The 21,928-nt window shown below is 66.5% G+C and carries 8 protein-coding genes; 2 read left to right on the forward strand and 6 right to left on the reverse strand.

Annotation, left to right across the window (positions count from 1 at the left end; genetic code table 11):
* The 5 genes from F4X11_26330 to F4X11_26350 form a co-directional block, all read right to left on the reverse strand.
* Positions 1-2,856, reverse strand: a complete 2,856-nt coding sequence (locus F4X11_26330) for a DEAD/DEAH box helicase (protein ID MYN68492.1) — start codon at positions 2,854-2,856, stop codon at positions 1-3.
* Positions 2,857-2,933: 77 nt separating this feature from the next.
* The gene (locus F4X11_26335; protein ID MYN68493.1) at positions 2,934-8,219 is read right to left on the reverse strand and encodes a DEAD/DEAH box helicase; all 5,286 of its coding nucleotides are present in this window, start codon (positions 8,217-8,219) and stop codon (positions 2,934-2,936) included.
* Positions 8,220-8,330: 111 nt separating this feature from the next.
* Positions 8,331-8,777, reverse strand: coding sequence for a hypothetical protein (locus F4X11_26340; GenBank protein MYN68494.1), 447 nt, complete (start codon positions 8,775-8,777; stop codon positions 8,331-8,333).
* A complete protein-coding gene (locus tag F4X11_26345; protein MYN68495.1) occupies positions 8,762-9,283 on the reverse strand; it encodes an Rpn family recombination-promoting nuclease/putative transposase in 522 nt (173 codons plus the stop codon). Before F4X11_26345 ends, F4X11_26340 begins: the two co-directional genes overlap by 16 nt.
* A gap of 791 nt (positions 9,284-10,074) precedes the next feature.
* A complete protein-coding gene (locus F4X11_26350) occupies positions 10,075-10,719 on the reverse strand; it encodes a sensor histidine kinase (protein MYN68496.1) in 645 nt (214 codons plus the stop codon).
* A 1,338-nt stretch (positions 10,720-12,057) separates the two neighbouring features.
* On the opposite strand from F4X11_26350, the gene F4X11_26355 reads away from it, so the two are divergent.
* Positions 12,058-12,573: a hypothetical protein gene (locus F4X11_26355; GenBank protein MYN68497.1), complete on the forward strand. Its 516-nt coding sequence runs from the start codon at positions 12,058-12,060 to the stop codon at positions 12,571-12,573.
* A gap of 2,414 nt (positions 12,574-14,987) precedes the next feature.
* On the opposite strand, the gene F4X11_26360 is transcribed toward F4X11_26355, so the two are convergent.
* Entirely contained in the window at positions 14,988-15,971 is a 984-nt protein-coding gene (locus F4X11_26360; protein MYN68498.1) for a tyrosine-type recombinase/integrase, read from the reverse strand.
* 171 nt (positions 15,972-16,142) lie between these two features.
* On the opposite strand from F4X11_26360, the gene F4X11_26365 reads away from it, so the two are divergent.
* Positions 16,143-21,928: hypothetical protein (locus F4X11_26365; GenBank protein MYN68499.1), on the forward strand; the 5,786-nt coding region annotated here is incomplete at its 3' end.

Below are 21,928 nucleotides of genomic sequence, written 5' to 3' on the forward strand. Positions count from 1 at the left end.
TCAGTTCAGTACAGGCAGCAGAACGTACGCGCCGAGAATGTCGGCCGGCAGCACCGGTTCGACGGCTGTGCCGCTCCTGGCACGTGACCTGCCGATGCCGGACGCGTCGCGCACGCGTTCGTGCGCCGCTCGTTGGGCATCCGCACGCTCGGCTGCGATGGCTTCGAGGCTCGTCTGGAGCGCCGACAAGGCGGGGAGCAGCATATCGAGCTGCTGTTCGATGGCGGTCGGCAACAAGTTGCGCGCAGGCCGCGCCGCCAACAGACGCTCGGCGTCCGGCGCCGCCAACCAGACCGGTGCTTCCACAGGACCGGTGCACGCCAGCGGAATGATCTCTTCACAGAGCATGGTTCCCTCACCCGAACCGCCACGACGCAGGTGATAGCGGAAGCGCACTACCAGCAGGGACGTGCGCACAGACACCTCCCTGGTGACGATCGCCCCGCAACGGGACGCGACGGACCCGCCAACGTCAAGGGGCTCCGCATCGAGAGCCTGATCCAGCGTCCAACTCGCAAGGCCTTCGACGACCGGGCTGGTGCGCCCAAGGTGGATCTCGCCTTCCGCCAGCGGCAGATCGAAACGCCCCGCGAACGGCTCTTCCTGCCCGATCGCCTGACGCAGCGTGCGCGGCGTTTCGCGGCTGACACGGATCTCGATCCGACCGTTCATGCGGGCAGGTACGTTCGCCGTGTGCAGCACGGCAGTGAAGAACCGCGCCACATCCTGGCTGCCTCCGATGGCGGCGCGTACGCGCTCAAGCTCCGCGGCGACCACCTCTGGATGGAGGGTGTGCTGCGCGAAGCGCGAGCGGCTCGCCTTCTCACGGTGGCGGGCGTTCTCCCACTCGGCATGAAGGTTCTGCTTCTTGGCATCGAGGTCGATATCGTCGATGAAGTCGAGCGGGAGCTGTTGAGCGGTCGCGCCCGTTTGCTCGCGGAACAGGGCGCCCTCGAAGAGCGTCTCTGCCATCTGCTCCGCCGAAGCCGGCACGGCGACCGCCACCCCCAGATCACTCTTGATGGACTTGTGCTTGCGGATGAGGACGTCGAGAATCACACCGTCAATAGCGTTGTCGGTCCCGTAGTAGGTCACGACCCGGACCTCGCGTCGACGCTGACCGAAACGGTCCACGCGTCCCTCGCGCTGCTCATGTCGCGTCGGGTTCCACGCCAGGTCGTAGTGCAGCACCGCGTCGAAATGCTCCTGCAGGTTGATGCCTTCCGACAAGCAGTCCGTACAAACCAGCACGAACAAGCCGCTGCCATCGGCGAGAGCATCGATACGCGCCTCACGTTCGGCAGGCGGGAGATGGCCAGTGACCGATTCCACTCGGACATCTGCCGACAGCGACTCGCGCAGGTGGCGCGCGACGTACTCCGCAGTGTCGACGAAGCGACAGAAAACGACGGGATGGAAACCATCCTGGAGAAACGCTCTGACCTCGCGGATCGCGCCCTGGAGCTTCCGGTCGTCCCGGGGCGCGATCGACCGGGCACGGCGAGCGAAACCGAGCAGTCGGCGACGCGTCGTCTCATGCCCGCCTTCCACGTCGGACCCGGGACTGAAGTCGAACCCGACAGCGTCGTCGTCGTCGCTCTGGTCGAGAACGGTGCGGCGGCCCACGTCCTCCAGGTCTTCTTCGTCGGCCTCGTCGACCGCGGCTCGGCTGCGCAGGGTCGCCGCGGCGGCCTCCGGACTCGACGAGACGCAGCGCAACAGCGCGAGCGCGGACCAATAGCGCACGCGCTGCCGGCGAGGCCCCCCCTCGACATCGGCCACGTACTCGCGGGCGAACGCACAGATGTCATTGAAGAGCGTTCGGTAAACGGGACTGAACGTGTAGTGCGCTTCCTTGTCTCTGCGTTCGGGAAACGCCGTGTCGGTCTCAAGGTACCGGCGGATGTCGCCACGACGGCGCTGAACCAGATGGCGCGCAAGTCGGCGGCGAATGCCTTCCCGGCCGGCCTGATCGAGATCCGCTGGCAGGGCGGCGAAGTCGTCGTCGAGGAGGCTCAGTAGCGAACGGAACGCCTGTTCGTTCCCACTGTGCGGCGTTGCGGTGACCAGCACCAGATGGCGCTCCGCGTCCGCCGCGAGACGCCGCAGCAGGGCGTGACGCTGCTGCCGGCCGCGGCCGGCGCCGCCAGCGAGCGTGCAACCGTGGGCCTCGTCCACGATGACGAACTCCGGGCATCTGAGCGCGAAGTCCTCGGCACGCCGGACCGCCTTGATGAAGTCGGTGGAAACCACCGTGAAGGCATGCCGATCGAAGACCGAGACGCCGAGGGGAAGATCGCGTTCGAGACGCTGGACCGTGCTCGAGAGAACGAGCTCCGCCTCGACGTGGAACTTCTCCGCGAACTCGCGCTGCCACTGCTCGGCCAGATGCGGCGGACAGAGCACCGCGATTCGACGGATCTCGCCCCGATCGAACAGCTCCCGCGCGATGAGACACGCTTCGATGGTCTTGCCGATGCCGACATCGTCCGCGATGAGCATGCGCACCGGATCGAGCTTGAGCGCCATCATCAGCGGCACGAGCTGATACGGCCGGGGCTCGATGGCGATGCGGCCGAAGCTGCGGAAAGGACCGGCGGCCGAGCGGGTCGACAAGCGCGCCGCGTCGCGGAGTAGCTGCCCTCCGGTGAAGTCGCCGAGGTCCGCCTTGCCGGGCAGTCGGAACGTCGCCGATTCGACCGCCTCGACCGCCGGCAGGACGCCTGTGACCTCCTCGTCGAGCCCGCCCACCGGACGAACGATGAGGATCTCGTCCGTCGACTCCGGCAGGACGACCCACTCGCGGCCTCGCGCTTGAACGAGCGTCCCGGGCGTGGAGAGAGAAGCGGTGCTCATGCTCCGAAGGATACAGACCGTTGGTCGCTTTCCGTATCGGAACCTGAGCACCGAAGCTGTAGCGCGGCTACCGACTGCTACCGATTCAGCTCATGTACGGGAGCGCCGAAGACATCGGCATGCTGGCGGAACAGGGCTGGCCAATCGGCTGCGTGGTGAAACCGGAGCACGATGTAGCCGGCCTCGATCAGGCGTCGCGTCGTCGCCTCATCCGCGCGGACCTGGTCAGGGACATCGTGCGGCGGACCGTCGACGTAAATCGCGGCGTTCGCCTCCCGATAGAAGAAGTCGGGGCGCGTGCGGTACTGCGGAATGCCGTACTGGGCGTCGCTCGGCAATCGAAGCGCCAGCGAATCCACCATGTCGAGCCACTGGCGTTCGAGGCCGCTGTCGCAGCGATTACGAAGCGCGACCAAACGCTCCGCCCGCGTGCCGGCGCCGCCCGCCGGCTTGCAATCGGCATGCGAAAGCTCGGCGAGCAGATCCCGAATCAGCGCCCGATCGAGGTGCCTGTGGTCCGGCTGGTTGCCGTAATCCAGAAGACACTCGTAGCACGCTTTCCCGCACCGATCCACAGCCAGATCCTCGAGTGTGCCCGGGGCGTAGTGACAGATCTCCAGCGCTTGACGAGCGAGCGCCGGCACCACCGCCGGATCCTCGGCAAGCTGCCGCAGGACACCCGCACCTCCTTCCGACGCCTCGTAGAAGAGAATCTCCCGCTGGTCGTCCCGTGACGGCATCGCCTCGGCGGCAAGCTCCCGCGGCTCAAGCTGAAAATGCCGCTGGATCGCCTCCTTGAACGCCGCCTGCAGGCTCATCAGCTCGGGACCGGAACGCGTCGGATCGAAACGCATCACCACAGCGTTCCTCGTGTCCCGGACGAAAGGCACGACGCGCGCAATACGCCCATCGTTCGCCGCGTCGTCGCGGTCGTCGGCATCCGCCTGGTTGCGGGACCAGTAGCCACGCTCCAGGTCGAGATTGAAGCCGCGCGGCTGGTTTCCACCCTGGTTCAGCCAGCCGAGGTTGACACGGTAGAGATCGGTGGCATCGGCATAGCTCAGTGTGATTACGCGGGCGCCACCACAGTGGACGTCCGCGTCCCTGCGGTCGACTTGGCTGCCGACCTCGGGAAAACGGTAGGCGGCCACGAGCTCATAGCCATAACGCCGCCGCTCCTCCTCGTCGCATGTGATGCGCTGGGCGAGCTTCAGGCTCACGTTCTGCAACTGGACGAGACCATCAATGCAGGATTGCGGATCGAGAGCCGCCCCGCAACGCTCACAGACCTCGCTCAAATGGGTGTCACCTGCCTGGAGATGGGCATAGCCGCATCTGCCGCAACGCTTCATCCTGGCGGTGGTGATCTGATGAGAGTCCTCGACGGCGTCCGAGCCGAAGTCGAGATTGACCTTGTACACCCTGTACCGCGCCCCCTCGTGGTAGATAAGGGCACGGGGGCCGAACTCGGAGATGGCAAGGAAACGGGGGCGGGAAATGAACTCGTCACGCCCCTTGCCCTTGCGCCTACCGGGAACATAGGCCGAAATTGGCAGCCGCGGGAAGTTGTACCCGGGCAGGAATCCCTCCGTCGCGAAGTATCGGTAGGAGTAGAAGTCTCCCTCGTAGACGCCCTCGGCTTCCGTGAGGAGACGAATCTGGCTCTCGGCTTGGGCGCGGAGTCGCCGCGAATGGTTGCGCTCGGCGTCCGGCCGCGAATGGTCCCCGATGATCGCATGGTGGAGGCCGCGCTGGCGGACGGCCGCTCGGTAGAGAGTACGCCACCGCTCGCACGCGGAGTCGAAACTACGTTCGAGCTGGGCAAGCACGTCGTCGGTCCAGCCATCCTGAAACCAAGTCGTCCCCTCGAGCTCGGCCCGGATCTCTTCAACGACCGCATCCGCTCTCGCCCGCGCCGCACCGCGGTGTATCGGACTGCGCAACTCGTCACCAAGAGCACTCTTTACAGGCAACGGAAGCGCTGCGTCGGTCGCTTCCAGATCCAGGATCGCCGTCAGGGTCTTCCCCAGGTCTAGATGCGCGCTTTCCATCCAGATGGCATGAATGTGCGAGCGGACCAGGTCACGGTTCCGCAGATCGATACGGGGAGGCGCCACCGCTCCGGCGACCATCCTGTTGGGTTCGCGGTAGAAGTACTGATCATGAGGGCTGCGCCCTGCGCAGTACGTGAAAACCAAGGCGGGCTGTCCGCCACGGCCTGCGCGACCGCTACGCTGCGCGTAATTGGCCGGCGTCGGCGGCACGTTGCGCAGGTTGACGAGGTTGAGCTGGGCGATGTCGACGCCGAGCTCCATCGTCGGAGAGCAGAAAAGAAGCGGCAGCTTCCCCTCTCGGAAGCGCTCTTCCCGCTCCTGCCGTTCACCGGAGGTCACCTGGGCCGTATGCTCCCGCGCTTCAAGAGCACATTCCAGGTCCACGAACCTGCAATAGCATTCCGCGAAGTACCGGTTCACTTCCGCCGGACGCCCGCCTTCGTCAAGAACGCGGATGCGGTCGGGCGCGCCCTGGCCGTCCCCGACCAACCATCGAAGAGCACCGGCGTTGAGCTGATAGCCTGGATCATCACCCCCGGATGCTGTTCGCACCTGTTCGACGATACCGTAGCGCTTCAGCGCAAGAAACAGGAACCGGATGATCTCGTCGATGTCCACACCGCGAAGAGTCCGATCCGAAGCCCGACACTCAAGGAGCCGGCGCTTCACGTATTGGCCGTAGGCCCCGCGGGATGAGACGAAGAAATCAGCCCGGTCACCTCGGCTCTGGGGACGAGGCCAAGCGATACGGGCACTGGTCAAGTCCCGTTCGTCATCGAGGTGCCAGACCGTGTCTTCGAGGAGACGGGGTTTCGTCTGCTCGACCAGATCATGGCGCTTCTCAGAATCGAGGACGTCAACCTTGACGGCGAGCGCCCGCCGCAGCTCGTCGAGCAGCGTACGGACGATCTCCTCACGCACATCCGCAGTCGCCAAGCGAAGCTCTGCGGGCACTTCGATGGAGGTTTCGCTTCCGCGATGTCCAGATACGGAGAATCCCGTCTCCCACAACGTCGTCTCGCCGAGCAGCCCATCGTGCCCGGCGAGCCCTTCGTACTCGAACCGCAACAAGCCGCAATCTTCGAGGTTGGGCGCCGTCACCCGCCAGCCCCGTTCGAGGTCGCGATAGAGAAAGTACTCGAGAACGCGCCGCAAGGCGTCCCGGGTATGCTGCCGCGCCGGACCGCGAACTGCCGGGTCCGCTGCGTAGTCCTCAAAGCGGGGCTTCATCGCGTCAAGCACGCAACGCGACAAATCGCCATGCCCAAGCCCCTGCAGTCCTGCCTGCCGGCACGCGGCGTACAACGCAGACCGCAGCAAAGCCACCTGTACGAAATCGTTGAAGTGACCGGCCTGCAGAGAAGCGTCCTGACGGTTGTCGGTGAAACTCAGCAACTTGCGCGCTTCAGGGCTCAGACTCCGTTCCCGCTGCAACGTAATGAGCGACCGTACCGCGAGGATTGTCGTTGCAGTGCTCCGGCTGTCCACACCGAGCGTGGCCAGCTTGAAACGCTCGGAACGCTGGGTCCTGGTGTAGGTGACTCCGCACGACGGTTCCAGGCAGAAGAGAAAGTTCCGGTAAAGCAGAGCCGCCGGCACACCTTCGCCCTCTGGGACGATTCGCCCGGAAGGGGCGACGAACACCGGCTCCGGAACGTCCTGGCGGGCGTTAGAACGGATCCGTTCCTCCCCCGCGGTGGTCGTCTCCTTGAGAGAGTCCGGCAAGCGACTGAGCAGCTCACAGCCAGCGGCCCGAGGCCAGGGCGCTTCCTTGGAGAGATGCAGGTACGCTTCACGCATCCCATCGTCCACCTGTTCCCGACGGTCCTCGCGGGGCAGCAACCTCCTGTCATCTTCATCCGCCGCGACCCAGACCCGGTAGTAGGCGGTTCCGCAACGGCGACAGAACACGAGCGGGAACAGCGGCTTGTCCGGTTCGCCCGGCTTCGCCGCCTTCTTCGCGATCTCCAGATGGCGGTCCGCTTCGGGTTCGAGCGATGCCCAGACCGTATCGCCACGCGTCAGAAACTGATGCAACCGGAACGCGAAGATGGAAAAGCGGCTGGAGTCGTCTCGCAGGCTGGAACCCCAAAGCAGCCAGCGGCGGAGCGCTTCCGCGCAACGTTCAGGATCGGACTCCACCAACGCCGCAAGCTCCGCAGCCGCGCTCGGTACGTCTCCGATCGGATCCCCCTCCAAGCGCCGCGGCGTCTGCCTGAGCAACCTGCCAGTGTCCGGTTCCTCACGCACTCCGAAAGTCGATTCGATCCAGGAGGCGAGAGGGTGCATGCAGAACGTCCCATACTCGACCGGCGGTTCTTCATCCGAAACGACGGCGGCCCGAATGGCGGCCCGAATCAAGGGATCCGCCAACTCAATCTCCGGGGTAGCCCGCTCCAAACTCTCGGTGACCACCTGCTCAGGCGCAATCGGCACACCGAACAGGGTCTGCGACACTCCCGCTACTTCGCGGCGCTGCTCCTCGCTGCCACCTCCACTGGCCATCGTGGCGGAAGTCCCGATACAGACGACGCTGTTGCCCACCGCGTGGCGGCAGCGGCGGATCAGCATCGCGATGTCAGCTCCCTGACGGCCCCGGTACGTATGCAACTCGTCGAAGACGAGAAACCTGAGACCCTGCGCTGCTCTCAGCAGCTCACGGTCTTCGGTTCGCGTGAGCAGCAACTCGAGCATCATGTAGTTCGTCAGGAGGATGTCCGGCGGGTCGCTTCGGATGGCTTCGCGGGCGGGGCCTCGTTCCTGCCCCGTATAGCGCGCGAACCGGACCGGTGACCGGCCTTCCGCGTAGCCCTTGTCGACGAACTTGCCGAGCTCCTCGTCCTGGCTGTTTGCCAGGGCGTTCATGGGATAGACGATGATGGCCTGGACCCCCCGGCCGGATCCGCGTCGGAGCACGTGGTCCACGATCGGCACTATGTAGGCGAGGCTCTTGCCGGAACCGGTGCCGGTCGTCAGTACGTACGACCGACCCTTGGCGGCCTCCAGAATCGCGTCGCGCTGGTGCCGGTGCAGGAGAAGCTGCTTGCCGCGGTGATCCGTATCAGACTTGCCGATCCGGAAGACCCGTGAGCATTCCTCGTGAAGGACTCCCTCCGCCACCAGATCATCGATCGTGCCGCCGGGCTTGAACGTCGGGTTCAGTTGCAGCAGCGGTTGCGGCCAGAAGCCCTCTCCAGCGAGGTGGCTGTCCACAAACTGCCTGATGCGACGGTCGCCGATCTTGATGAAGCTGCGGGTATAGTCCCGATAGTCAGAGACCAGACGGTTCCTGAGATCAAAAACATCCATGACCAATCGCGACGCTCGTTTGCACCCGCGGGCGCAACACGGTCAACACAGATATGGCCGACCACCGAGCCCTACGGACTGAAGGCACCGCGTAGCTTCGTCCACTCACGACTACGACCAATCCTCGAACCGCGCAAACAGATCATCTGAGGTCTCGGACTCGATGATCCAGTCCCCCACCTGCGCCAAGCGATCCGCATCCTCGACGCCCTTGAGCTTCGCGGCCAGCCGCTCCGCCGCGGCTGCATCGAACTTCCGCGCCGCCTGACGGCACGGCAATTCCCGCTGGCCCTGCTCTCGGCCCTGTTCGACCCACTCCGCAGTCCACTCCTGAACGGTCTCGGCCAACATTGCCCGCACCTCCTCAAGCCGCGGTAGCGGCCCGGTCACCGACCCGCGGAATCGACGCGGCAGCAGCACTTGCGCCGCCCACTCGCCGAACGCCGCCGTCAGCTCCTCATCATCCTGCTTCCCCAGCAGATCGATCAACGCCCCCAGCAACGCTGGCGCCCGCGCCCGATCGCGATTCGTCTCGAGCGCGATCAGCGCCGACACCAAGTTGCCCGATGGGAGATCACGACCCCCGACCCGGGCCTCATCCACCAGGAAGTACCGCTGCGACGGTTGATACCGCGCCAACGCCGCTTCGCGACCAGAAGCATCAGCTCCGCCACATCCACCGGCGCCATCCATGGCCGCCGGCCGTTGTAGATCACGACCGGCAACACCGGCGGCAGGACGGAGCGCTCCCGCAGCACTCCCTCGGCGATCAGCTTCTGATATAGCAGCGCCGTGTACGTCAGCATGCGGACCGCCATCGACCGGTCGACTGCGGACTGGAACTCCAGGAGCAGCACGACGTACAGCCATCGGTCATCCTTGAAGCGGAGGCGCCACACCAAGTCGCCGTGTCGCTGCCGCAGGTCGTGGCTGACGTAGCTGGCAGGGAGCGGCGTCAGCGAGTCCAGGTCGAACTCGGCGCTCCAGTCCCGGGCAGCGAAGCCGCGCAGCAGGTCCCGGACCATCCGGGGCCGCGAAAAACAACCGCTTGTACGCAGGGTCATCCATCAGACGAGCCGATCATAACGCGCCAACGGTCACCGAGGACTCCCAACGGGGAGCGGATTTACGCCGACGCAGTCGGCTTCCAAATCGGCACATCGCGAGCCCGCATCGGCAACGCCGAGTCTCGCGCACGATGGTGTCCAGGGTGCTCACCGCACAGCAGATCGCGCTCGTGCGCGCGGAACCGGAACCGTGCTGGATGGCCGCAGGATGGCGATCGCCGGGGTCACGCAGACGACCTGGCGGCCGCTTCCAGGTTTGTCAGAATTGCCGCCGCCTCGTCATGCCGCACCCCCGGCCAAAGGACCGCGCCACGGCACCATCCTGGACGGCGACGTCGGACGCGCAACGTGGGACATCTGCGGATCTCGCCAACCGCCGGCCTGCCAGGCGGCTCTGGTGCGGTGAGCGTCCGGTTCACTGCCGCCGATGGCCGGTGCGCTGAGGCGCCGCGTCGAGCCGCGCTGCGTCGGCCCCCAGCTCAACGACGCCACGCGCGCATTTGCACGCCGCGCGCGGGCGGCGACGCGTTGCGCAAGGCGGCCGGGTGTATGGATTCTTCAGCTTGCGCCCGCAGGCGCTGATGCGCCCCGCATGATGGTGAAGATTCTGCTCTACGCCTACGCTGTCGGCCGTCGCCGTCGCGCTCGACAGCCTCGGTCTCGCCGACCGGCACTACGCGGTCTGCGCCGCCCACTCCGACACGGCCTGCCCGCACGTCCACGTCGCCGTCAGCGGCGTCGACCCAAATACGGTCGAAGCCGTTGACAAGGGCGCGCCACGCGCAAGCTCAGCCGCTGGGCCGAGCAATACTAGCGCGACCACGGCGGCATCGTCGTGCCCGGACGCGTCGAACGGCGCGAGGCGCGGGCGGTCGGTCTCGATCGAACGGTGACCGTGCGCCGAGCCCATGCCGCTCGATCTCCGTGGCTGCCGTGGCCACGTGGCTGGCTACGCCGGGGTCGAAACGGAAGACGAAGGACGTCCCGCTTCCGGCGGGAGCCACGGACCAGATCTCCGGACTGCTGGCTACCTCCAAAACACTTCGAAAGCCGAGGCCCTTGTTGCCGACGCTCTCGTTGGGATCCTTCGGGCTCTGCGCGAGCTGGCAGATCCCATCGAAGTCTTCCTTGCGAAACGGTCGCCCGCTATTGCCGACAGACAGTACGGGTTCGCGATCGGTGCTCAACACGAACGAGATTCGCCGGGCGTCATCGGGACCGGCGTGCGCGAGCGCATCATGTGCGTTCTGTAGCAACTCGAGGACGCAGCGGCCTCGGTACTCCTGGCCGATCTGGGCGTCGAGGCTGGCGACCGTGCGATAGTTGCTCGTGCCGTTCTTGAGTTCATCGAAGAACGTCTGGACTTGGCGCTGAGCCTGAGCGACGACAAGTTCGTCTCCGGCCAGCCTCGTCGCCGAATGGTCGGCACTCATGCGAGAGATGCGGTGGAGGCAGACTCGGGCGGCGCGCTCGTTGAAGACGCGGTTGACCGCGGGGTCAACTCGGTGCCGGGGATCGCGGCTCCTCGCCGCGCTTTGAGCTACGCGTCGTCAATCTGACGTCCGGCCCGGCTCTCTCCACGCGCCGAAGAACCCGGGGCATGACGTCTCGGAGGAACGAGTCCTCGCGCCATCTCGCGCCACACAGAGGACAGGCGACGATCCGCGGTGTCAGAACGCCAACGGTCTTGATGTCCTCGAAATCGAACTCGCATCGGCAAAACGGACACGTTGTTCCGCGTTTCTGAACGCTGAACCGGCCTGCCGCCGGCTCCGGCCGGGGTGGCTCGTTCACGTCCCGTGCCGCATGTTCCTGATCGCTCATGCAGGTCCATCGTATCCGTGCTGGCCAGTCCGCCGCAAGGAAACTACGCCATCGGCTCGCTGGCGCGGGAGGCGCCCGAGCGGCCGCACCAGAGGGCCTGTCGGAGTTCGCCTGCATCGCCGAAGACTTGCCCAGAACGGACCATCGGGACGCCACGGGACAACCTCGCGTCCCGTACACACGACCGGACCGCACAAGCATCGCGCACGACCTCTCCGCCCCGACCAACCGTCCGGCCAGCCAGCCAGCCTTTCGGACGCCAACGTCCGGGCGGGCATCGTCGTCAAGGGCCAAGTCTGGACCAGCGTGCGGGGAGCCGGCGTCACGAGCGTAAGCCCCGCGGAGCGGGGGCCGAGCGGAGCGAGGCCCAGCCGTCCTAGTCCAACTTCGCGGGGACCAACTGCTCAGCACGCACGCCGCGCCGACGCCCGCGGCGAGACAACCCTTTGCCACCGCCGTGTGCAACGACCGTCGTTTTCGAGGGTTCCATGGTCAACTCTCGGGACCTCGGCGGCCCACCCTTTCTGCTGGACATTCGTCCTCGTCGCACCCGGAGAACCCGGCTATAATGGAACATTGGAACTTTGTCTGCTCCTTCGGCATCCGGAGCCTCGGCCCCCTGCATGCCCCACGAGCAACCGCCGATTCGTCCTCGCGCAACGTCCGGCTTGTCGGTGTCCGGTACCCGCGCCAGACCTGCAACTCCCAGCCGCGGTGTGGCCGATATGCAAGACGCTTGGCCGCACCGGTGTCGACTCGACTCGACTACGCCACCAGATCGCAGCCGACGGCGCCCGTCCGCTCTGTACGACGGCGACGATAGCGTTCGATCCTGCTCGGTCTCTCGACGATTGCATGCAAGCCTTGCCTTGCCTTGCCTTGCCTTGCCTTGCCTTCCATCCCACTGGCTCCTCCTGTGGCACTAACCAAATGACCGGTGATTGACCATGCCTTCCCATGACTACAGCCCTCGCGAAGCTCTTGACCTGTTGCTCCGAAAGGTTAAGGAAAGAGCACCCGAGTTAGCCAATAATCTCCAATCCGCAATAGATGCCGGCAAGGACGTTTCGGAAAGGGAAGAAACCACCGAACGCAAGAAATCAAGAACATATCGGAAGACCGTACCACTGACCGATGAAGAGGCTCTTCTCGTCGTCATAGGCAGCCTGCGAGCATACTTTGTCGAGCAACCACTATTTGCGAATTCGGCTATTCGTGAATTCACGGACGCAGCTTTAGCTGCTCACCCTGATCCTCAAGAACTCGTGTCTGGCAACTCGCCGCCAAAATCGACCGAGGGCGTGGGCCTGGAGAAGCAGCTTCAAGTGGAACTCCAGACTGCGACGCAAATCTCGGAAACCGGCGAACAGACCGCTCGACTATCGTCGACTTCTCAAGATCTTCTGATGGAACAGCAAGCAAACCTCAAGCGTCTCCTCGAAGCTCTCACATTTGACTCCTAGCTGGCTAGCAAAACGATGGCATCCCTTGCTGATTTGGAAACCGCGATCGATACACTGCTGAACCACCCTCTAGGAGCTCAGCAATATCAACTGACCCAGGCTGTTGAAGGAAAAGCCTATGAGGCATATGTGTTCGCCCTGTGTCTTCGGGCCGTCCGCGAACTGGGTGTAACGCCTGTACTTTGCGGAAGGCAAGCGCCGCCGAATCCATTCATATTTCGCGGCGCGCCTGGTCAGATCCACTCGACCTCAAGGAACTACGGATACGCGGCTCTTGTTATAAATGGGTTTTCGTTCGAGATCCATGCAGGCGTGGAATTCAAGGGAAGTAGTGGCATGACACACGAACTGGACGTATGCATAATGCGCGGTGATGACGCCGTGAAGTGCAGGCAACAGCCAGACGATCCCCCGTCTGCCAGCCTAGTTGGAGGTTGGGAATGCAAATTCTATGCGGGCAATCTTAAGAAAGGACTGGGAAGGGCTTTCGTGGGCTTGATGGATGATATGGGTACAAACGTGCGACTGAGTGGGTTATGTTCGAACTCAGTGCATCCGCAGCTGCGAGAGTACTTTCAACCACGCCGTCGTCCTTACCCTCATTTTTACCTTACTCCACTGGAGCCATCGAACGAGAATATATTCGTCAACCAACTAAAAGGAGAGCTCAAGAAGATGACAGCTTGGTAGCACGCGTTCTTTTCACGCACCTGTCGGAAGCGCCTGTTTCGTCATGGTCGGTTGTAGGGCAAGGCGCCGTCCTCGCCCGGCGCTCGGCCGCTCCGCTGTCGCCCTCGCCTTCGATGCAACGTCCGTCCGCGCAGATCAGTTCGCCCGGCCAGGGTCCGAGCGACGTGGACGCGATGCGATCGCTCTTTGTGTGCCTGCTGGACGCCTGCCGTGCCGAGTGGCCGAGGACCATCGCGGCGAAGTCCGCGCGGCCCACGGCTCGCTGTGGTCCACATCCGGCGGCGAACCCTCAACTGAAACAACCCGCACAAGCGCTCTCACTCGAGTGACGGGGTTGAGTTCGGTCCACCAGCTCCCGACCCGCGTTGATTTGCGGCTTTGCGGCGGCAGCAGAGTTGGCGAAGTCGGCAAGGTCAGCGGTGGCCGTCTGATCCGCCGCGTCCTCGCCGCACACCGCGACGGGAATGGAGTTCGGTGCGGACTCCCGCGTTTGCCGCGAAGTCCAGGTTTCCTGAAGGAAAGTGGAAAGGACGGCGTCGTCGTACTCATTTCCATGTGCAATCGACGCCCGGATTGTGGTGGACCCGACTGGACGATTGTTCCGTGGAAGGAGTCGTCGCGTCGCCATCCATGCGGAGCAGGAACTGCGGCATGTCCTCCACGCGATTCGGGGTGGGGTCGTTCTGGCGAGTCGGCGCCTGCGGCCAGTCGTTGTTGTGACCTCGTGTGTGGCGGGTACTGGGGGAGGTCGTCGAGTGCGCCTGCGCGCCTGATTGGCGGTCTCGACCGCGAGGTCGAGCGTCGTCGCCGACCCGCACAACGATGTCGTCCTGGCGCGCGATCGTCAGATATGGACGAAGATGAAGCCGCTGAACCGGCCCCAATGCCCCCGAGGATGGTCTGGTTTTGCACGATGGTCACATGGTCGCCGAATGATGACCCCCGGGCTGGGATGAGCGTCTTTGCACGACTGGTCGGCGAGTCGCTTGAGCCGACGCTGCTCGGCCCAGGGTGCGTTCTGCGCCTGCTCCGGGCCCTGATCGTTCTGCGCCTCGGTCGAGTCCAACCAGTAAGTGGCCCGCAGGTAGTCCAGACGTCGTAGCGGCGGTGACCGCTGGCGCGCGACACGCAGGCTCTGCCGCGCGACGGAGTGGCAGCCCATCGGCCGCCTGCTGCGGAGAACGCTCGCATCACGGTCGTCGACAAAATCACCCCGCTACCCGAAAAAACCGCAAACCCTATCAATTTGGGTAGCGCAAGGACGCGTGCACCTGCGCTAGGATGCGCCGCAAGGTGGGGACTGCCCCGCGGTACGAAGACGGGAAGTACGGCCGTGCCCGGGGCGATTGGAACCGGCTCGATGGGGAGTAGGTTCAGCGGTCTTGGCGTCCGGTTTTGCTCGCGATAACTGCCGTTATCGCGAGCAAAGTGCATCTCCACACCAAAACGGACCCCATTCTACAACGCTTGCCGAACGCGATCCACAAGCCGGCGGCCTCGGGCGCAACTTGCTGACACCGCTTGAGTTCTTCGGAATGCGCCGCGTCCGACCGGCGTGACGACCGCCTCCGGCCGGGGCGGCATCGGAGTGGGACGCGCTCACATTTTTACTCGCGATAACTGCACGCCGAGCGTCCGTGACGGACCCTCGAACGGCAGGCACACGTCCCCGCCCGGCCGCCGCCGCTGGCGGCTTCACGGCCCTCGACCCACGACCGCCTTGCTCAGCGCTGCTGCCGCTCGGCCAACTGCGCGGCGCCGCTGCGCCTCGCTAGCAGCCTCTCCCCGTAGCGCTGGACCATGCGCGCGCTCTTCCAGCGCCCCGACTGGAGGATCGCCGGCAACTCGATGCCGCAGGCGATCATGTCCTGGACCGCCCCGACGCGCGTGCTGTGCCCGGCCAGCGTGTCCGCGATGTCGTCGGGCAGGCCCGCCCGCCGGGCCATCCGCTTGTAGATGCGCGGCACTTGGCTGGCGTCGAGCTTCTCGCCGATCTTGCCATCCTTGCGGACCGAACGGAAGAGCCGTGCCGTGCCGACGCCGCTGCGGTCGAGCCATGCCTTGACCATCTGCACGGTGTCCCGCGCCAAGTAGAGCATCGCGCCCCTAGCGTCCTGGTCGGTCTTGCCCGAGCGCACGAGCAGCGTAGCCGTCCCGTCGATATCCTCCAATAGATCAGTCACTTCCAGCGACACCAGCTCGGCGCGCCGCAGCAGCGTGTCGTAGCCCACGGCCAGCAGCGCGCGGTCCCGGACGTCGATCAGCCGGTCTCCCGCGGCCTCCAGCAGCCGGTTCCGCAGCGGCCAGGTCAGGCCCTGGACCTGCGCCTGCCGGCGCCCCCGGTGCCGGTGCATCCGCTGCAGCGCGAAGCGGACCGAGGCACTGTCGAGCGGGTTCGGCTGCCGCAGCGCCTTGTGCAGGGCGGCGATGCTCGACACGTAGCGGCGCACGGTGGCTGGCGTCTTGACGTGCGCCATCTCGTCGACGAAGGCGGTCACCGTGTCGGGGCTGGCGGGGAACGCCGGCAGGAAATGTCGTCGGCACCACGCCTCGAACACCTGCATGTCGGCGCGCAGTGCGCGCTCCGTGTTGCGGCTGAACGCGCCGCTGGCCGCCTCGAAGTAGGCGGCCAGCGGCTCACCCGCTGCCGCGTGTTGATCGTCGTGGAACGAGCGCTCGAACTCCAACGTCGCGTGCGAACCCAGCATCTGGCGGCCTCCCGATCAGTCGCAAAGACCGGGATTTTTTGCTCGCGATAACGGCAGTTATCGCGAGCAAAACCTCGTTGCGAAGGCGAGCCTGTTGGGCTGTCGCTCAAGTACCCGAAAGCGGTGACGGCGCCGTGTTCCGCGGGGTGGGTGTCAGCTGGGAGAAACGCCATGTCTCACGCGCGATCGTCGGTGAAGCCGGCCGTGCCGGTTCGAGGGAAGGAGCAGTGGATGCCGAGAATCACGAGAGGTCGGGGGGCAAGTGGCACGAGTCTTGCGCCGGCAGCCCAATTGCTGCATCCCTCCACAGGGCGGCTCTCGCTAGACCCTGACTACCGCGCAGCTGACGACATTGGCGCGTCAAGCGGTTCGCGGGAGCGCGATCTGGATCTGAGGCGCGGACTCCGCTGTTCGGTCGCGGTGGCCTGTACCTCTTCTCCTCCCGGAACATTGCGACGACTTGCTCGCGCGTGGAGGGCGCCAGCGGGCCCGCTCGCCCTCGCCCTCGCCCTACTGCCGGGCGCCGGGACCGTTGCGGCACAAGGCACATTGCCGACGTTGAGCGTGTCCGATGCGCAGGACTACGAGGACGCAACGTGGATGATATTCGAGGTGTCGCTGTCGGCGGCGAGCGCTGACACGGTGACGGTCGACGTTGAAACGTCAGATGGGACTGCCACGGACGGGCCGGATTACAGGTTCGAACCGCTGACGCTGACCTTTCCTCCGGGCAACAGGTCGCAGCGCGTGGCTGTGCGGGTGATTGACGACGAGGCGGTCGAGTCGGACGAGACCTTCACGGTGACGTTGACGAATCCGACGGGGGCCACGCTGGGCGATGCGACGGCGACCGGCACGATCAAGAACGACGACACTGCGGCGACGCTCACCGCGAGCGACATCGGGGACACGACGGCTACGCTGACCATCGGCAGCCACACGGACGGTTGGTGGTACCGGGGCCAGAACTTGGGAACCAGGCAGTGGAGTAGCTGCACCGCAGTCACCGCCGGCACGACGGTGGTTAGCATCACCGGTCTCACGCCAGCAACAGGCTACCTCTACAGGGCGTACAGCGATAGCACATGCAACACTAGACTGGCCAGGGTTGAGTTCAGGACCATTGCGTCAGCGGGCACGCCGACAGTGAGCGTGTCCGATGGGCGGCTGGACTCCGAGGACGACGTGTGGATGACGTTCGAGGTGTGGCTGTCGGCGTCGAGCCGTGAGACGGTGACGGTCGACTATGCCACATCGGATGGGACGGCCGCGAGCGGGACGGATTACAGGGCCGAGTCGGGGACGCTGACCTTTGCTCCGAACGGCGCTGGGGTGGGGGTGGTGAATGTGTTGGTGTATGACGACGAGGATCTCGAGCCGGACGAGACCCTCACGGTGACGTTGACGAATCCGACGAAAGCCACGCTGGGCGATGCGACGGCGACCGGCACGATCAGGAACGACGACACTGCGGCGACGCTCACTGCGAGCGACATCGGGGAGACGACGGCGACGCTGACCATCAGCAGCCACACGGGCGGTTGGTATTACCGGGGCCAGGACTTGGGAACCGACCAGTGGAGTAGCTGCACCCTAGTCGCCGCCGGCACGACGGCAGTTGACATCACCGGTCTCAAGCCAGCAACGCCCTACGACTACTGGGCGTACCGCGATAGCACGTGCAACACCCATGACAAATTGGCCAGGGTTCAGTTCCGGACCATTGCGTCAGCGGGCACGCCGACAGTGAGCGTGTCCGATGCGCGGGGATACGAGGACGAAACGTGGATGTCGTTCGAGGTGTCGCTGTCGGCGGGGAGCCGTGACCAGGTGACGGTGAAGTATGCCACGTCGAGTGAGTCGAGTGATACGGCCACGAGCGGGACGGATTTCAAGGCGAAGTCGGGGACGCTGACCTTTCCTAAGAACAGCACGAGCCCGCAGCGCGTGAGTGTGCAGGTGATTGACGACGAGGATCTCGAGTCGGACGAGACCTTCACGGTGACGCTGACGAGTCCGGCGGGGGCCACGCTAGGAGATTCGACGGCGACCGGGACTATCAGGAACGACGAAGCGAAGCCCGCCAGCGAGATGATGGCGCAGGCCGCAACGCGGACGACGGTCGACCTGGCGTGGAGGCTGCCCGAACAACCCCGTGGGGTAACCGTGCGCGCGGTTGGTGTGCAACGGCAGGAGGCGGATGAGTCCTGGCGCACGGAGGCGACGCTTGCCGCCGACGCGGTGTCGCACACCGTGACCGGGCTGAGCGCCGGGACGGCCTACAGCTTCCGCACCCGGCTCGCGACGAACAAGGGGAACGCGGATTCGGAACCCGTGTCTGCGACCACGCTGACTACCGCGGCCGCCCTCACGGCGTCGTTCCACGACGTGCCGGCCGAGCACGACGGCAGCCGGCTGTTCAGCTTCGAGATCCGGTTCAGCGAGGAATTCGAGGGGCTGAGGCTGACGGCCCTCGAGGCCGGGGCACTCACTGTGCAGGGCGGGCGCCTGGTGGACGTCAAGCGCACCACGCGGGGGCAGAACCGCAGCGTGACGGCCAGGGTGCGTCCGGCCTCGTCGGGGGACGTGGCCATGTCGCTGGTGGCGACGACGGACTGCGCGGCCAGTACCGCGATCTGCACGCGGGACGGGCGCATGCTGTCGAACTCGCCCTCGGCGACGGTGTCGGGACCGAACACGGCGGCGACCGGCGCACCGACCATCACCGGCGAGGCGCGGGTGGGCGAGACCCTGACGGCGTCTACCGCGGGCATCGAGGACGCGGACGGGCTGCACGGCGCGGCGTTCGCGTTCCAGTGGGTGTCGGTCGACGGCGGCGCGGAGACCGACATCGCTGGCGCGACGGGTGCGAGCTACGTGCTCGCGGACTCGGACGCGGGCTCGGCGGTCAAGGTGCGGGTGAGCTTCACCGACGACGCCGGCCACGACGAGGAGCTGACCAGCGCCGCGACGGCGACGGTGGCGCCGCGGCCGCTGACGGCGGCGTTCCACGGCATGCCGCTCGGGCACGACGGCAGCCGGCTGTTCAGCTTCGAGATCCGGTTCAGCGAGGAATTCGAGGGGCTGAGGCTGACGGCCCTCGAGGCCGGGGCACTCACTGTGCAGGGCGGGCGCCTGGTGGACGTCAAGCGCACCACGCGGGGGCAGAACCGCAGCGTGACGGCCAGGGTGCGTCCGGCCTCGTCGGGGGACGTGGCCATGTCGCTGGTGGCGACGACGGACTGCGCGGCCAGTACTGCGATCTGCACGGCAGACGGGCGGAAGCTGTCGAACTCGCCCTCGGTGACGGTGTCGGGACCGGGAGCGTCGAACACGGCGGCGACAGGCGCACCGACGATCACGGGCGAGGCGCGGGTGGGCGAGACGCTGACGGCGTCTACCGCGGACATCGAGGACGCCGACGGGCTGAGCGGCGCATCGTTCGCGTTCCAGTGGGTGTCGGTCGACGGCGGGGCGGACACGGACATCGCCGGCGCGACGGGCTCGAGCTACACGCTCGCGGACTCGGACGCGGGCTCGGCGATCAAGGTGCGGGTCAGCTTCACCGACGACGCCGGCAACAGCGAGGAGCTAACCAGCGCCGCGACGGCGACGGTGGCGGCGCGGCCGAATTCGCCAGCCACCGGCGCACCCGCCATCAGCGGCACGGCGCAGGCGGGCGAGACGCTGACGGCGTCGACGAGCGGCATCTCGGACGCGGACGGGCTCAGCAGCGCGACGTTCGCGCTGCAGTGGGTGTCGAGCGCCGACGGTTCGGACACGGACATCGCCGGCGCGACCGGTTCGAGCTACACGCTCGCCGATTCGGACGTGGGCTCGGCGATCAAGGTTCGGGCGAGCTTCACCGACGACGCCGGCCACGACGAGGAGCTGACCAGTGCCGCGACGGCGACGGTGGAGCCGCGGCCGCTGACGGCGGAGTTTCAGGGGATGCCGGCCGAACACGACGGGCGGCGCTTGTTCTCGTTCGAGCTGGTGTTCAGCGAGAACTTCCCGGGGCGGTTCCCGCACACGACGCTCAGGGACAGCGCGTTCACGGTGACCAACGGCAGCGTGCGCGCGGCCGAGCGTGTGGTCAAGGGCGAGAACCGGCGCTGGAAGATCGGCGTGCGCCCGTCGTCGAACGACGACGTGACGATCACGCTGCCGGCGAGGTCGGTGTCGACCGAGTCGGGCCGGCCGCTGTCGAACAGCCCGTCGGGGCGGGTGGCCGGCCCGGTGGGCATCTCGGTGGCCGACGCGCGAGTGGAGGAAGGCGCCGGCGCGGTGCTGTCCTTCGCGGTCACGCTGAGCCGTGCGGCCACGAGCGCGTTGACGGTCGACTACACCACCTCCGACGGCAGCGCGCTGGCCGGCGAGGACTACACGGCGGCGAGCGGGACGCTCTCGTTCCAGACGGGCGAGACGTCGGGAACCATCGAGGTGGCGGTGCTCGACGACGCGCACGATGAGGGCGAGGAGACGCTGACGCTGACGCTGTCCAATCCGTCGGGGGCGGTGGTAACCGACGGCGAGGCGACCGGGACGATCGAGAACGCGGACCTGATGCCGGCGGCGCTTTTGGCGCGCATCGGGCGGGCGACGGCCGAGCAGGTGGTTACCCACATCGAGGAGCGGATGGCGGCGCCGCGTCAGCGGGGCTTCCGAGCGCGGGTCGCGGGCCGGGAGCTGCAGCCGGGCGGCGAGCGGGACTTCGCGCTCGGCTTCCTGTCGTCGTTCGCGCCGATGGGCATGGGTCCGGTGGGGGCGGCCCCGATGGGCGGCGCCGTGATGGGCGGCTCGGCGATGGGTGCAGCCCCGATGGCGATGGGCTCGCACTCGGCCGGGGCCGGCGTCGGCCTCGCCGGCGCGGGCACGGCCGGCATGGGCGGCGCGATGAGCATGACCGGCATGAGCGGCGCTGCGACAGCCATGGGCGGCATGAGCGGCGGCGCGATGGGCGCGACGGGCCGGCATGCGCCGCTGGGCAGCCCGTCGGCGATGGCCGGCTACGGGCCGGCGGGCGCCGCGCACGGCGGCGGCCTGTTCGGTTCGATGTTGGGCTATGACCCGCTGTCGAGCTCCGAGTTCGAGCTGAACCGCGAGAGCCGCGGCGGCATCCTGTCGCTGTGGAGCCGCAGCTCGCGGTCGCACTTCAGCGGCATGGAAGACGCGCTGTCGCTCAACGGCGACGTGCGCACGACGATGCTCGGGGCCGACTACGCCCGCGGCTCGCTGACGGTCGGCCTGTCGGTCGGCCGCACCCTCGGGCTGGGCGGCTACAGCGGCCCGAGCAGCGGGCAGATGACGACGTCGATGACCGGGTTCTACCCGTGGGTGGGCTACCAGGTCAACGACAAGGTCTCGGTGTGGGGGGTGACCGGTTACGGCGCGGGGACGCTGAGCCTGACGCCGGGCAGCGCCGCTGCGCTGGAGACGGGCGTGTCGATGGCGATGACGGCGGCAGGGACGCGGGGCGAGCTGATTGGGTCGCGGGCCACCGGCGGGTTCGGGCTGGCGTTCAAGGCCGACGCGATGTGGGTCGGCGCGGCCAGCGACCTGCTCGACGGCCCGAGGGGCCGGCTGAACGCGTCGGAGGCCGGGGTGACGCGCGTGCGCACGGCGCTGGAGGGGTCGCGCGGCTTCACGCTCGGCGGCGGCCGGGTGTCGCTGACCCCGAGCGTCGAGGTCGGCCTGCGGCGCGACGGCGGCGACGCCGAGACCGGCGCGGGCATGGACGTCGGCGGCGGCCTCGCCTTCACCGATACAGTCACGGGGCTGTCGCTGGACCTGCGGGTGCGGACGCTGGTCGTGCACCAGGCCGAAGGGTTCAGCGACCGGGGGATGTCGCTGTCGTTCGGGTGGGACCCGACGCCGTCGAGCCCGCTGGGCCTGACCGCGAAGGTGGCCCCGTCGTGGGGCGGGCAGGCGCGGGGCGGGGCCGAGGCCCTGTGGGG

The sequence above is a fragment of the Acidobacteriota bacterium genome (assembly GCA_009861545.1).
Taxonomy (GTDB): Bacteria; Acidobacteriota; Vicinamibacteria; order Vicinamibacterales; family UBA8438; genus WTFV01.

Excerpts from the sequence above, each read along its gene's own strand:
- F4X11_26330 (MYN68492.1), bottom strand. The coding sequence starts at position 2,856 with ATGAGCACCGCTTCTCTCTCCACGCCCGGGACGCTCGTTCAAGCGCGA.
- F4X11_26345 (MYN68495.1), bottom strand. The coding sequence starts at position 9,283 with ATGACCCTGCGTACAAGCGGTTGTTTTTCGCGGCCCCGGATGGTCCGG.
- F4X11_26360 (MYN68498.1), bottom strand. The coding sequence starts at position 15,971 with ATGCTGGGTTCGCACGCGACGTTGGAGTTCGAGCGCTCGTTCCACGAC.
- F4X11_26335 (MYN68493.1), bottom strand. The coding sequence starts at position 8,219 with ATGGATGTTTTTGATCTCAGGAACCGTCTGGTCTCTGACTATCGGGAC.
- F4X11_26350 (MYN68496.1), bottom strand. The coding sequence starts at position 10,719 with ATGAGTGCCGACCATTCGGCGACGAGGCTGGCCGGAGACGAACTTGTC.
- F4X11_26355 (MYN68497.1), top strand. The coding sequence starts at position 12,058 with ATGCCTTCCCATGACTACAGCCCTCGCGAAGCTCTTGACCTGTTGCTC.